Source organism: Rossellomorea sp. NS-SX7 (assembly GCF_052828565.1).
Genome location: NZ_CM128249.1, coordinates 3855998 through 3868311, shown reverse-complemented (window position 1 = coordinate 3868311; position 12314 = coordinate 3855998). Strand labels below are relative to the sequence as shown.

12 protein-coding genes are annotated in these 12314 nt (G+C 47.8%); 2 read left to right on the top strand and 10 right to left on the bottom strand.

Annotation, left to right across the window (positions count from 1 at the left end; genetic code table 11):
* Positions 1-55: 55 nt before the first annotated feature.
* From ACUXV2_RS19105 to ACUXV2_RS19095, 3 genes are all read right to left on the bottom strand, one after another.
* Positions 56-1414, bottom strand: coding sequence for a YjiH family protein (locus tag ACUXV2_RS19105; protein WP_446244728.1), 1359 nt, complete (start codon positions 1412-1414; stop codon positions 56-58).
* Between the two features lie 257 nt (positions 1415-1671).
* Complete coding sequence (locus tag ACUXV2_RS19100; protein WP_446247113.1) at positions 1672-2952, bottom strand: short-chain fatty acid transporter; 1281 nt, start codon at positions 2950-2952, stop codon at positions 1672-1674.
* A gap of 408 nt (positions 2953-3360) precedes the next feature.
* The gene (locus ACUXV2_RS19095; RefSeq protein WP_446244727.1) at positions 3361-4878 is read right to left on the bottom strand and encodes a BCCT family transporter; all 1518 of its coding nucleotides are present in this window, start codon (positions 4876-4878) and stop codon (positions 3361-3363) included.
* Between the two features lie 221 nt (positions 4879-5099).
* Between ACUXV2_RS19095 and ACUXV2_RS19090 the strand changes: the two genes are divergently transcribed.
* Positions 5100-5969, top strand: coding sequence for an HAD family hydrolase (locus ACUXV2_RS19090; protein ID WP_446244726.1), 870 nt, complete (start codon positions 5100-5102; stop codon positions 5967-5969).
* A gap of 59 nt (positions 5970-6028) precedes the next feature.
* Positions 6029-7120, top strand: coding sequence for a PQQ-dependent sugar dehydrogenase (locus ACUXV2_RS19085; protein ID WP_446244725.1), 1092 nt, complete (start codon positions 6029-6031; stop codon positions 7118-7120).
* Positions 7121-7241: 121 nt separating this feature from the next.
* On the opposite strand, the gene ACUXV2_RS19080 is transcribed toward ACUXV2_RS19085, so the two are convergent.
* From ACUXV2_RS19080 to ACUXV2_RS19050, 7 genes are all read right to left on the bottom strand, one after another.
* Positions 7242-8192: a nucleoside hydrolase gene (locus tag ACUXV2_RS19080; RefSeq protein WP_446244724.1), complete on the bottom strand. Its 951-nt coding sequence runs from the start codon at positions 8190-8192 to the stop codon at positions 7242-7244.
* A gap of 139 nt (positions 8193-8331) precedes the next feature.
* Positions 8332-8502 carry a YvrJ family protein gene (locus tag ACUXV2_RS19075; RefSeq protein WP_446244723.1) on the bottom strand — a complete coding sequence of 57 codons (171 nt, stop codon included), beginning with the start codon at positions 8500-8502 and terminating at the stop codon, positions 8332-8334.
* A 58-nt stretch (positions 8503-8560) separates the two neighbouring features.
* Entirely contained in the window at positions 8561-9109 is a 549-nt protein-coding gene (locus ACUXV2_RS19070) for an N-acetylmuramoyl-L-alanine amidase family protein (RefSeq protein ID WP_446244722.1), read from the bottom strand.
* A gap of 17 nt (positions 9110-9126) precedes the next feature.
* Positions 9127-9759, bottom strand: coding sequence for a D-Ala-D-Ala carboxypeptidase family metallohydrolase (locus ACUXV2_RS19065; protein ID WP_446244721.1), 633 nt, complete (start codon positions 9757-9759; stop codon positions 9127-9129).
* Between the two features lie 330 nt (positions 9760-10089).
* Positions 10090-10308, bottom strand: coding sequence for a hypothetical protein (locus ACUXV2_RS19060; protein ID WP_446244720.1), 219 nt, complete (start codon positions 10306-10308; stop codon positions 10090-10092).
* Entirely contained in the window at positions 10305-10880 is a 576-nt protein-coding gene (locus ACUXV2_RS19055) for a sigma-70 family RNA polymerase sigma factor (protein ID WP_446244719.1), read from the bottom strand. The genes ACUXV2_RS19060 and ACUXV2_RS19055 overlap by 4 nt, the downstream gene beginning before the upstream one ends.
* A gap of 588 nt (positions 10881-11468) precedes the next feature.
* Positions 11469-12260, bottom strand: coding sequence for an SDR family NAD(P)-dependent oxidoreductase (locus ACUXV2_RS19050; protein ID WP_446244718.1), 792 nt, complete (start codon positions 12258-12260; stop codon positions 11469-11471).
* Positions 12261-12314: the final 54 nt, after the last annotated feature.

Genomic DNA, 12314 nt, shown 5'->3' with positions numbered 1-12314 from the left:
TACATAAAAAAACCAGGTCCCTTCAAAAAGGAACCTGGTTTTAAACTATTAACTATCAAAAAATCATATGCGCAATCGCCACAATGACCAACAATGTCAAGAACGTACGCTGTAAGAAAATGATCACAAGATCCTTGAAGTCTACAGGAATCTTTGAACCTAGTAATAATCCACCGACTTCAGACATGTAAATCAACTGTGTAACAGATAATGACGCAATAACGAATCGTGTCATTTCACTCTCAATTCCTGAACCGAAGATCGCCGGCAGGAACATGTCGGCAAATCCGACAAGAATGGACTTAGATGCTTCCGTTGCTTCAGGAACCTGAAGAATCTCTAATATCGGGATGAAAGGCATGCCGATCCATTCGAAAAACGGCGTGTTTTCCGCGATGATCAATGCCGTTGTACCGATCGCCATAACGATTGGCGCAACACCCATCCACATATCGAGTACATTCTTCATTCCATCTGCAAAGAATTTCGTTACGCTATTATTAGCCTTTGCCTGTACAAGGGCAGATTTATAACCATAGCCAAAACGCGTGTAGCCTTCAGGAATGACCTCCATCGTGTCTTTTCCTTCCTGGTCGTTATAATACGTGTCAGGCTTGCGGGATAAAGGCGGTATGCGCGGCAGGATGATCGCTGCAATCAACCCTGAAGCTGCCACCGTCAGATAAAACGGGATGAAATAGTCTCCCAATCCTACTTCTGAAATGACGACTAAACTGAAAGTGATCGACACAACTGAGAACGTCGTCCCGATGATGGCCGCTTCTTTCTTCGTGTAGTATCCTTCTTCATATTGCTTGTTTGTCAGAAGTACACCGATCGTTCCGTCACCAAGCCATGAAGCCAGGCAGTCAATGGATGAACGTCCCGGTAATCCGAATAACGGCCTCATGATCTTCGTCAATAAAGCTCCGAATAATTCCAGTAATCCGAAATTCAATAATAATGGCAGGAATAGCCCTGCAAATAAAAAGACAGAGAATAATATCGTGAGAAGTCCTTCGGAACTGAGAAGAAGTCCTCCGGTGACATCAGACCATACCCATTCAGGTCCAATCTTGAAAAGGGTCATGATGGCGTAAACAGCACCCAATACCCTTACAACGACCCAAACCATCGGTACATTGAAAAGATTATAGAAAAATGGCGACTTTTTAATCGCTTCAGGCTGGGCTGCTTTTGTAATGAACGTCCCGATCACGGTCAGTACAATCAGACCGGTCATGATCGCGGGTACGAACGTCCCGATATTATCCTGAAGCCATCCTGATAAAATGGCGATCGGGATCGTGATTCCGTCTTCTTTCGGAATCGGAATGATAAAAAGAAAAATTCCTATTAATGAAGGAATGATAAATCGTAAATGACTGATTAGTGGATAACGTTGCTGATTCATATGTTCACCTCTGATGATCTTTTTGCTCGAATGAAACATTATTCATTCTAATGTATAGATATAAGTTTGTCTAGGTGGAAATTCATGCCTTGGTCATGTAAACGTTTTTATAGTTGGCATCAAAGCAGGAAAATAGATCAAGAACCCGCTGCAATCAATTAGCACAATCTGATATTTACCCTATTCATGGAAGGCGTAAACCAAGTCGTTTTTAACGGTGAGGGTGGGCCGACTGTATGGAAAGCCGGCCCATTGTGCTATAAAAATAACAGTCCAAGCGAAATGATGATTCCGCTGATGACGAGAATAAACACGCAATAGCCCATGATATCCTTTGCCTTCAATCCGGCAATGGCGAGGGCCGGCAATGCCCAGAACGGCTGGATCAGATTCGTCCATGCATCTCCCCATGCTACTGCCATGGCGGTCTTTGCCACCGAGGCATCCAGGGTTTGGGCAGCATCAAGCATGATCGGCGCCTGTACCGCCCATTGTCCTCCGCCTGATGGTACGAAGAAGTTGACAATTCCCGCACTGAGGAATGCAAAGAAATAGAATGTCACATCATTCGAAATGGATACGAAGGCTTCTGACATGACGACAGCGAGTCCCGAAGCCGTCATCATCCCCATAATCCCGGCATAGAAAGGGAACTGAATGATGATTCCGCCCGCTCCTTTGACCGCTTCCTGAACGGCAGTCAGAAATCGTTTTGGCGTCCCGTGGAAGATGATTCCGAGGAACAGGAACAGGAAGTTGACAATGTCTAAGTTGAGTGCAAATCCATTTTTCACAAAATAGTACCCAAGGAAACTCACTCCGAGTACTCCGATGACAACGGATAGAACCATACTGTTCTCCATTTTTTCAGCGGGTGTCAGTGAACCGGTTTCTACCGTCGCAGCTGTTTCATTGAATAGCGAAGGGTCTACTGTCACGGTTTCATCCTTCGGAGGCATCAATAATCTTGCGGTAATCGGAAGTGCGATGAAGAGCACAGCGACGATAATGATATTGAATGAAGCAAAAATCGTATCGCTAGTCGATATGACGCCGATCAGATCCTGAAATGGATGTCCTTCGGTAGCAATCGATAATGGAATCGAGCCTGAAAAACCGGCATGCCAGACAACGAATCCTGAATACGCGCTTGCAATCAGTAAGCGGTAATCGACCCCTTTGACCCTTTTGGCGAGCTCTTTTGCAAAAAGTGCACCGATGACCAGCCCGAATCCCCAGTTGATCCAGCTTGCAATCATTGAAACAACCGTAACGATGACAATCGCGGAGCCCGGAGATTTAGCAAAAGAAGCAATGAAGCCCAGGAATCTCTTGAAGACCGGGCTGCTTGCCAGCACATAGCCTGTTACAAGGACCAGGACCATCTGCATGGAAAATGCCAGGAGCGCCCAGAATCCTTCTCCCCAGAACTGGACCATCTGGATACTTGTACTGTCTGTGAAAATCAGTCCCATTCCGAATACGGCAAGGGTCAAAATGACCACAAACAGAAACGGATCAGGCAGGTATCTCTGCATAATCCGGTTTGATAATGAAATTAGTGGTTTCAATGCCTTTCCTCCCCTTTGTCTTTTCTTTATAAATCCCACCCATTTCTTATTCTTCTATAATGATATGTGAAAACCCTTTCAAAATGGAGAATTTTCTTATAACTTTGTTAGGAATAATATCGTTGACCGTTCCTTTGCGCTCCAGGCATTTGCTTTCCGCGGGGAGGAAGTCGAGCCTCCTCGTCGCTTTGCTCCTGCGGGGTCTCGACCTTTCCTCTATTTCCCGCCGGAGTCAAATGCCTTCCGCTCCAATCCACTCCGGCCTTTCAATTTATAGTAAGAATTGAATAAAGTATTATCCAGTAAATAGCATTTCAACAAAATAAAAACCCGGTCCCTCTTTAAAAGAGAAACCGGGCATTCCATTCAGTGCAGTTATTTTTTTGGCACTTTCGTTTTTCGTTTTATTTCTTTCCTCAGCAGTTTGTAGAGGGTGAAGCACATGAGTAACAGGATGACCGTGAAAGGCAATGCCGATACGAGCGAGGCGGTCTGCAGACCCTCTAATCCACTTGATAGGAGAAGAACGGCTGCAATGGCTGCGATGAGCACGCCCCAGACGATTTTTACAAACATCGGCGGATTCAGGCTTCCTTCCGTCGTCATGCTGCTCAGGATATACGTGGCCGAGTCGGCTGACGTGATCAGGAATGTGAAGATCAGAATGATGGACAGCACATTCAGGAGCATCGTGAATGGAAGCTCTGCATAGGTGGTAAACAACGCCTTTGCAACATCCTGATTGACGGCTTCAGCGATGGACGTGCCGCCGAATAAGTCAAAATGCAGGGCGGTTCCGCCAAAGACGGCGATCCATAATAAAGCGATCAGCGGCGGGATGACCAGCACCCCGATGATGAATTCCCTGATGGTCCGCCCCCTTGAGACCCTGGCCACAAAGGCGCCTACGAACGGGGACCATGCGATGGCCCATGCCCAATAGAAAATCGTCCAGTCCTGCACCCAAGATCCGCCTTGATAAGGGGTGAGGCGGAGACTGTACTTGATGAAGTTGGTGATATAATCACCGATCCCGAGCGTGAACGTATTGAGGATGAAGACAGTCGGTCCAGCGATAAAGACAAAGACCATCAACAGGAGCGCCAGTGACAGATTGAGGTTGCTGAGCCACTTGATCCCTTTGTCGAGCCCGGTAGTGGAAGACGTTAAATACAGGATCAACAGCACCGATATGATCAGCAGTTGGGTTAGTGTGCTGTCATCCATCCCGAAAACGGTATTCAGCCCCCCGTTTATCTGAAGGATCCCAAGCCCGAGTGACGTGGCAACCCCCATGACGGTTGCAATGACGGCAAGGATATCAATCGTGTTTTTGATTCCCCCGGCGTTTTTTCGCTTGCCGAACATCGGGGACAGGGACGTGGAAATCAATCCGTTTTCCCCTTTCCTGAATTGGAAATAGGCAATGATCAGCCCGACGATGGTGAACACGGACCATTGGCTGACCCCCCAATGGAAAAAGGAATACGCCATAGACAGACGTGCTGCCTCTTCCGTCAGTGGTTCTGTAGTAGGATATGGAGTCTCGAAGAAGTGACTCATCGGTTCTGCGATACCCCAGAAGACAAGGCCGATCCCGAACCCTGCTGAAAATAACATCCCGATCCACGTGAAGAACGGATATTCCGGCCTTTCATCATCGCGCCCGAGGCGTATCTTTCCATATTTGCTGATGGCGAGAGCCAATAGGAATAAAACAAAAATGAGAACTGCTAATAAGTAAAACCAACCGAATGCATATGTAGTGAATCCAAACGCTGCATTTGCCGCTTTGGCAAATAACTTGGGAAAAACAGCTCCAAATACAACTAAGATGGAAATGATGATTCCCGAAATCCAAAATACCTTATTTAAATGTGTACGATTCTCCAAATGTACAACCCCTCCTCTTATTTTTTCTGCATAGGACCCTATTATTCTCATACCCCAACCTCAACCGAATCATGCATGAACATTCAAATATCCTGTATAAATGCGGGAGAATGTCAAAAAAGGAAGTGTTCTGATACAATGACTAAATAACAAACGCACTGAGAGCAAAAGCTATCAAGAAAGCATCAACAGAAAATTACAGAAATGAAAGGTGACGGATGATGATCACAAGCATTACAAGCGATATGGATGGAACTTTATTAAATGAACATCAAGAGGTCAGTGAAGCCAACAAAAAGGCGATCCTAGATGCTCAGAATCAAGGGGTTGAATTTATCGTGGCAACGGGGCGTTCATACGAAGAAGCCCGCTACGTCCTGAAAGATGCCGGTATTTCCTGCGATATCATCTGTGTAAACGGTGCAGAGGTCCGAAACAAAGACGGCGAAATCATTCATCAGGCAGGAATCCCTTCTGCACATGCAAAGGAAATTGCCGCAGCCCTGAACGATACGGGTATTTATTTTGAAGTATACACAGACAAAGGCACGTATACAGAAAACTATGAGATGGGCATCGAGCTGATCGTGGATATTTTTACGACAGCGAACCCAGGAGTGACGGAGACACAGGTAAGACAAGCAGCACGGGAACGCTTTGAGAAAGGTCATATAAAGCTCGTGGAAGACTATGGAGCCTTATTCAATGACGAATCTCAGCTCGTATATAAATTCCTCGTCTTCTCCTTTGAGGCTGAACAGCTGAAGGCAGCGAATGAAAAGCTGAAAGCCATCGACGGGATTGCGGTCAGTTCTTCAGGGAAAGAGAACTTGGAAGTGAACAGTATCGACGCTCAGAAAGGTGTGGCCTTGCAGAAATTATTGAAGGACAAAGGACTGTCACCTGAACAGGCGATGGCAATGGGTGATAACCTGAATGATCTGTCGATGATGAAAGTGGCGGGCAGACCGGTCGCGATGGGGAACGCACTCGATGAAATCAAGGAATTCTGCACGTTCCAAACAGCGTCCAACCGGGAAGACGGCGTGGCAAAGGCAATCAGGGAGGCTCTTCAGACCCTTGTGAAATAGATTGAACGCCTCAAAGTTTGTTCATACTGATGAAAAAATGAAAAGGGAGCCGGTGGCCGATGAGATCTATTTTATGTAAAAAAAGATTGGCAGTAACGATCGGACTTCTGCTCATTCTCACATCATGCGGAGGACAACAGGAAGAAAAGAGCGAGTCAGTCAGTAAGCGTGAGACCGAACATGAAGTGCTGGCCGAAAATCTTTCCATTCCTTGGTCGATTGTGAAGGACAGGGAGGATTTCTATCTGACGGAAAGGACCGGCGGCATCGTTGAAATCAAGGACGGCAGGAAGAATGAGGTGAAAGTGAACCTCTCCAAACCTCTTGCCAGTCAACCTGAAGCAGGTTTCATGGGGCTGGTCCTTCACCCGGATTTCAGTGAAAATCATCAGGCTTTCGCCTACTATACCTATAATGACGGGGACAGGACGCCTTATAACAGGGTGGTTGTACTCGAAAGGTCAGAGGATGCGTGGGATGAAACGGAGGTCCTCCTCGATAAAATCCCAAGCGGGGCACAGTATCATCACGGGGGCCGGCTGAAAATCGGGCCGGACGGAAAGCTCTATATCACAACGGGAGATGCGACCCAGGAAGAAAAAGTACAGGACCTGTCTTTCCTTGGCGGTAAAATCCTGAGGATAAACCTGGACGGCAGCATCCCGGCTGACAATCCGTTCGGAGACTCTCCTGTCTATTCGTATGGCCACCGAAATCCTCAAGGCCTTGCCTGGAATGATGATGGGGCATTGTATGGAACAGAGCATGGTCCGAACGGCTATGATGAGGTCAACCTCCTGCAGGCCGGGAAGAATTATGGCTGGCCTGAGATCACCGGTGACGAAACATCAGAAGGTATGGTATCGCCCCTTGCCAATTCAGGTGAACCTTCCTGGGCGCCGTCGGGAGCGGATTTCTGGGAGGACCAGCTTGTATTTGCAGCCCTGGGCGGACAGAGTGTCAAACTCTTTGACCCTGCGACGAGGGAGGTTACGACCCTGATTGATGGGTTCGGCCGGGTCCGGGACGTGCTGGTGGAAGGGGATACCCTTTATTTTGTATCGAATAACACGGACGGCAGGGGGATCCCGAAGGAGAATGATGACAAGCTTTATAAAGTGGATCTGGGTTCTTTGACGTTGGAAGAATAGGATGAATAAAGCCTTCCCCAAGAGAGTACAGGGGAAGGCTTTTTGCGTTCTGTTAGAGCTTGTCCTGGGTTTCTGGGAAGAATCCCGCAAGTACTATATCAAGAGACGAGCAGACACAGCGTCATGGTCTTGTCAAAATATCCAGCATGTTCGCTGTAAAGAGCTCAATGTCCAGACTTGAAGCGATTCTTGCACATCCCGCGCCGCTGCATTCGGGGACGCCGGGGCGAAAATCGGCAATACTGAGCCCCTCGGCATAACCATCTTCATCTTCAACCTTCACTCTCTTTTTTACATAAGAAAACATACCGGGAATGTTGAGAGAAGCCATTACGGCGGCCAGATCATGCTGAGGTGTGCCTTCGATTCCGGGTTCAAGCTCCTGATAGGCATCGTAGTAAAAGTCAAGAATCGGTTTGATGATCTGCTGAAGAGGGGTTTCTGCACGGCTGTCGATGAAGTCTGTCAATGCGGGAGTCAGTAAGGCATCGCGGGTGACATTGAGGGGAATGATGGTGAGAGCGGGAGCATGTTGACAAACAAAGTCTGCGGCAAGCGGATCTCCGTAGAAATTCGCTTCAGCCACTTCGGTGACGTTGCCGGGTTCTAAAAAGGCCCCTCCCATGATGTAGGTTTCCTTCACCAGTTTCATCACATCTGGGCTCAGATACCAGGCTAAGGCCAGGGACGTACACCTGCCGACATTCACAATCGTGATGTCACCAGGGTTCTGTTTGATCAAACGGAACAACCTGCCGAAATTTGTGCGCCTGCGAAATGCTTGCTGCGGCATGGGGGGAGAGATGGGACCGAGTCCTTCTTCGCCATGGATTTCAGGGAAGAAGACCGGTGTTTCCCCGTTTAAAGGCCTGGTGCTTCCTGTAATGACGGGGACACCAGAGCGGCCGGCCAATTTTAATAGATAGGCAGCATTACGTGCGCTCCTGTCGCGGTCCGTGTTCCCCCAGCCTGCAACGACGGCCATCAAATCGATGTCGGGATTCTTAATGGCATAGATCAAAGCAATGGCATCATCAATGCCGGTATCGGCAAACAATATGATTTTTTTCAACTATTTCACCTCCTCTTATTTCTTATGATGAAGAGGGACAAACTGAGTGTTTGAAAGTACTAGATTCATTGAAAACAGTACTTTTTTATTACAAAAAAGCAAAGGAGAGGGAGCCACGTCGGCACCCTCTCCTTTGCTGCTATTTATCAGCGTCGGCCTTACCTGCCTGTTTGGAAAAGGCATTGGATAATGAATGAATGGCAAGCTCGAGCTGTTCAAGTTTCTTCTCAAGCTTTACGAGCAGAAAAAGAGTGACTGCAATCGGAAAACCGAAATTGCCCAGTAATTGAATGAACACAGAATATTCCATTGCGAGACCTCCCTTGAAAATGTATATATGCTCTCCGGGTATCTGGAATGAGATCCGGTTAAGGCTGAAGGTTGACTGCTTTTGCGATCCCTGAGGCAATGGACTGGGATAATCCTTGTATGAACGCGGCATCTTTTAAATAAGAAGCATCGCCTGTATGATCGATGAATAGGTTTTCGAGTAAAATGGCAGGCATCGCGGTTTCCCTCAGCACAGCGAAGTTGGCTTCTTTCTGACCTCTGTCCCGAAGACCGTAGCCTGCATAAAATGCCATCATTTCAGCGTGGACGACATCCTGCCGCCTCCCGGTTTCCGTTCCAGACGTGCCTGGATAAACGTAGCTTTCAAACCCTGTGCCCCCTCCGGCATTATGGTGGAAGGAGACGAAGTAGTCGGCGGCGAGCCCGTTGGCAAACTGGGCCCGCTCTGATAATCCGACATAGGTATCTGTCGATCGCGTCAAGATGGCATCGACGATATATTGTTCCTCAAGAAGTGTCTGGACCTTTGAAGCGATGGTCAACGTCAGCTGCTTCTCCTGCAGGCCGTTTCCTGTCGCGCCAGGGTCATTCCCGCCGTGTCCGGGGTCAAGTACAATCTTCGGCATACTGATCGTCCTCCTTTCTATGCCCAATACCAGAACTGTGAGCCGTATGGATACTCAATCCTGCTGTCGACATGGACAAAGGTGTTATATTTGATGATTCCGCTGAATCCGCAGGTTTTTGCCATCTCGGCTGTTTGGGAAGGCGTCTTTCCTGATGGGTCGATGTCGGCCGCCACTCCGTAAGTGTGCATGCTGTTGGAAGCCCCGCCAACATTGCTGTTGTGATTGATGCTTCTGAAGCCTGAATTGATGGTGATGGGAACATTCCCAAGTTTCTTGCGCAGGGCTTCCAGCTTGTACATCAAGCGGCGGACATTTTCTTTTACCTGCGATGAACCGACTTTCCCGCCAGAGAAACCGCTGCCGTCTTTAGAGTGGAATTCACTGAAATTGAAATTGGCGGTAGATCCGTCACTGCTTTCAAGGGCATTGAGCTGATTGTGAGTCTGGGGGCCGGCAACGCCATCAACCGATAACCCGTAAGCGCGCTGGAATCGCTTGACGGCTGCCTCCGTTCCGGGACCGAACGCACCGTCGATCGTTACCTTGGTCTGTGAAGCAGAATCCGAAGCCCAGCCTGCAACGCGGATTTGAAGTTCCTTTACATCACTGCCGGAGTCACCATTTCTCATTGTTCTAGTCCAGTTCATAAAAGCATCTCTCCCTCAGGTTTAGTAGATTAGTAGTTCGGAGGCCCGTCCCGAAAGCACTGCGGGACGGGCTTTGTTGGTCAGACAGCCAAAAGGGATGCAGAGTAAGGGAGGCCATCCCTGCCGTGCTTACTCTGTTTTGCTTGCCTTACACCTTATAAAGAAGAGGAGGGGAGTGGATTCACAACCTTTCATTAAAAACTTTTAAGGAAGGGTGATCGAATCCGACGGTAATACAAAAAAAAGGACAAATAAACACGAGAGGGGCGTGTTTACTTGTCCTTCTTCATCTTCTGTTAAGGGTCCGGTCAGGCCATGGCCGTTCAACTGTTACTTCGTTAAATCAAACAATCCGGGCACATCTTCAATTGAATAGCTTCGTACATACCCGATCACTTTGATCCTGAGTTCCTGTTCAAGATCTTCCCTGTTCTCCTGATGAGTCAAACGCAGTGACTTTTTAATTTTCGGCTCAAAGGTATGCACCACGTTCACTTCATAGCGGCTGTTGTCCTGCGCTTCTTTTACCATGTCATAAAGTGCGTTCATTCTTGTTCTCCTTTCTCTAATTCTTTTTTTAATGAAGCCAATGCTTTTCTGTGGGATTTGGAAACCGCCTGCTGGGAAACCCGCAGCATGACTGCGATGCCGGTATCACTTAACTCTTCAACGTACGCCAGATCAAGAATCCTACGCTGTCTGGCAGTGAGTTTTCTGTAAGCATGCAGCAGTGTTTCATTACTGATTGCATCTTCCAGGCTTTGTTCGGGCAGGGAGGGAGGATCCTCAGTGTCTGCAATCATGTCTTTAAACGTCCCGTCTTCATCACCGCCGAGCGGCTGATCGAGTGTCAGCAGCTGCCTGCCGCGGTGAAGACGGATTTTTTTATCAAAGTTGACGCTATGAAAATAGAGGGATGAACTTACATAAGAAGTGAACCTGATGCCAAAATAATGAGCCTTGAATGCCTCATTCAGGCCATCTTCTGCCGAAGCACTTGGCGACGTCAAAAATTCTTTCAAAAGTTCCTGGTGTTCGGGCCGGGCCATAAACGATTCAACTGCTTTATTTCCTCTTAAATCCGGATAGATACGATAAAATCTCTCTTTTAATGAGTCCATTTTTTTCACCACCATTAGAACGTATGTTCGGTTAAATGTTTAAAAAAAAAGCGGCGGATGCTATTCCTGCTTTTAGTATATAAAGAAACCTTCATCAAAAAAATGACAACCTCTTGGTTTAATATCGTTCCAATGTACTATTCATTAAACCATAGAACCGTTTTTTTATGAAGGGTGGAATGCACTAATTTTTCCTATGGTGGGAGAATTAGTTAGTGTGGCGGTGTTTTGAGCCGGGAGGGCAGGGGATTTGGCCGTGGGGTTCAGCGTGCAGGGTAGCGAGGTGATTTGATAATATAAATGGATTTTTGATAAAAAAGTGTTCGGTTTTGATAATATAAATGGATTTTTGATAAAAAAGTGTTCGGTTTTGATAATATAATTGGTTTTTTGATAATAAATCCTTCGTTTTTGATAATATACGTAAATCAGGCGCTGATTTCACACGCGAATTCGATGTAATTCCTTCTAAACCCGCCTAAAAGTAAGTCATTTCATCAAAAAACGGCCGCCGCATCGCAAAACGGTGACCCATGTTGCACAAAAAAACCGCCGCTGACTAAAGACGGCGGGATTTCATCACAATGATCATCGCATTACACTGCCGCCCGAGATCTTGACGGATTCACCGACAATGTTCCCGGCTGCGTCACTCAATAAATAGACGATCGTGTTCGCCACTTCTTCAGGAGAGGTCAGCCGGCCGGAAGGGATGCTTTCCTTGGCAAGCTCCAGCTGTTCCTCGTAGCTGCGCCCATGGCGCTCACCTTTGGACTTGATGGCGTTCCTGCCCATTTCAGTGTCGACATAACCCGGGCACACCGCATTGACGCGCACGCCGTGTTCGACCGCCTCAAGGGCGAACGCCTGAGTGAAGCCTACGACCGCGAACTTGGATGCACTGTAAGCCGAGTTTCCGTGAGTGCCCCGGAGTCCAGAAAGGGAGGCGATGTTAACAATCGCTCCATTCCGCTTATCTTTCATGCCTCTATATATGAGCTGTGTAAGTTCGACCAGAGAAAAATAATTGAGCTCCATGATGTTCCGCAAGTCATCTTCAGACAGGTTTTCAACGATGTCCCCGCCGCCGACCCCTGCAGAATTGACGAGTCCGGTAATCGGACCGAATTCGTTCGCGGCGGAATCAACTAGCTGGTCGCGCGCCTGCGGCTTAGTCAGATCCGCCCTGACCGCGAATATGTTATCGTCTCCGCACGCCTGCTTCAGCTCACTCAATTTTTCTTCATTTCGTCCCGTTATCGTCACGCGGGCACCGGCAGCAACGGCTGTTTTTGCGGCGGCATACCCGATGCCCCCGGTCGCCCCGGTAATCAGAATATGCTGTCCTTCCAGCGTTTTATCATGAAATGGAAAGTTCATCATGATCCCTCCTTTTACTATGTAATGTATGATACCCGTGAAGCCGCATCGCAA

Excerpts from the sequence above, each read along its gene's own strand:
- ACUXV2_RS19105 (WP_446244728.1), bottom strand. The coding sequence starts at position 1,414 with ATGAATCAGCAACGTTATCCACTAATCAGTCATTTACGATTTATCATT.
- ACUXV2_RS19100 (WP_446247113.1), bottom strand. The coding sequence starts at position 2,952 with ATGCAGAGATACCTGCCTGATCCGTTTCTGTTTGTGGTCATTTTGACC.
- ACUXV2_RS19090 (WP_446244726.1), top strand. The coding sequence starts at position 5,100 with ATGATCACAAGCATTACAAGCGATATGGATGGAACTTTATTAAATGAA.
- ACUXV2_RS19085 (WP_446244725.1), top strand. The coding sequence starts at position 6,029 with ATGAGATCTATTTTATGTAAAAAAAGATTGGCAGTAACGATCGGACTT.
- ACUXV2_RS19075 (WP_446244723.1), bottom strand. The coding sequence starts at position 8,502 with ATGGAATATTCTGTGTTCATTCAATTACTGGGCAATTTCGGTTTTCCG.
- ACUXV2_RS19070 (WP_446244722.1), bottom strand. The coding sequence starts at position 9,109 with ATGCCGAAGATTGTACTTGACCCCGGACACGGCGGGAATGACCCTGGC.
- ACUXV2_RS19065 (WP_446244721.1), bottom strand. The coding sequence starts at position 9,759 with ATGAACTGGACTAGAACAATGAGAAATGGTGACTCCGGCAGTGATGTA.
- ACUXV2_RS19060 (WP_446244720.1), bottom strand. The coding sequence starts at position 10,308 with ATGAACGCACTTTATGACATGGTAAAAGAAGCGCAGGACAACAGCCGC.
- ACUXV2_RS19055 (WP_446244719.1), bottom strand. The coding sequence starts at position 10,880 with ATGGACTCATTAAAAGAGAGATTTTATCGTATCTATCCGGATTTAAGA.
- ACUXV2_RS19050 (WP_446244718.1), bottom strand. The coding sequence starts at position 12,260 with ATGAACTTTCCATTTCATGATAAAACGCTGGAAGGACAGCATATTCTG.